Genomic DNA, 236 nt, shown 5'->3' with positions numbered 1-236 from the left:
GTGTTGGCGGCCACTTTGCTGCCGGTTATGAACCCGGCATTCGCTGACCCTGTGCAGGACGCCCGCCTGGAGGGCTCACTGCAAACCGCCCTGTCGCTCAACCGCATGCTCAACCCCTTTCGTATCGATGTGGTGGTAGACGGCAAGCAGGCGCGGCTATCGGGTGAGGCCGAAAACACTGTCGAGCGCCAGTTGGCCGAGCATGTCGCCTTGGCCACCCGCGGCATCGAACACCT

At 63.6% G+C, this 236-nt stretch carries 1 protein-coding gene; it reads left to right on the top strand.

The features are described 5' to 3' along the window. Positions 1–236, top strand: a 236-nt coding sequence (locus SB765_RS33680) for a BON domain-containing protein (RefSeq protein ID WP_410933043.1), incomplete at both ends; no start/stop codon positions are given.

The organism is Pseudomonas sp. SIMBA_067, assembly GCF_046534675.1.
GTDB lineage: Bacteria > Pseudomonadota > Gammaproteobacteria > Pseudomonadales > Pseudomonadaceae > Aquipseudomonas > Aquipseudomonas putida.
This window is presented reverse-complemented; position numbering and strand designations above follow the sequence as displayed.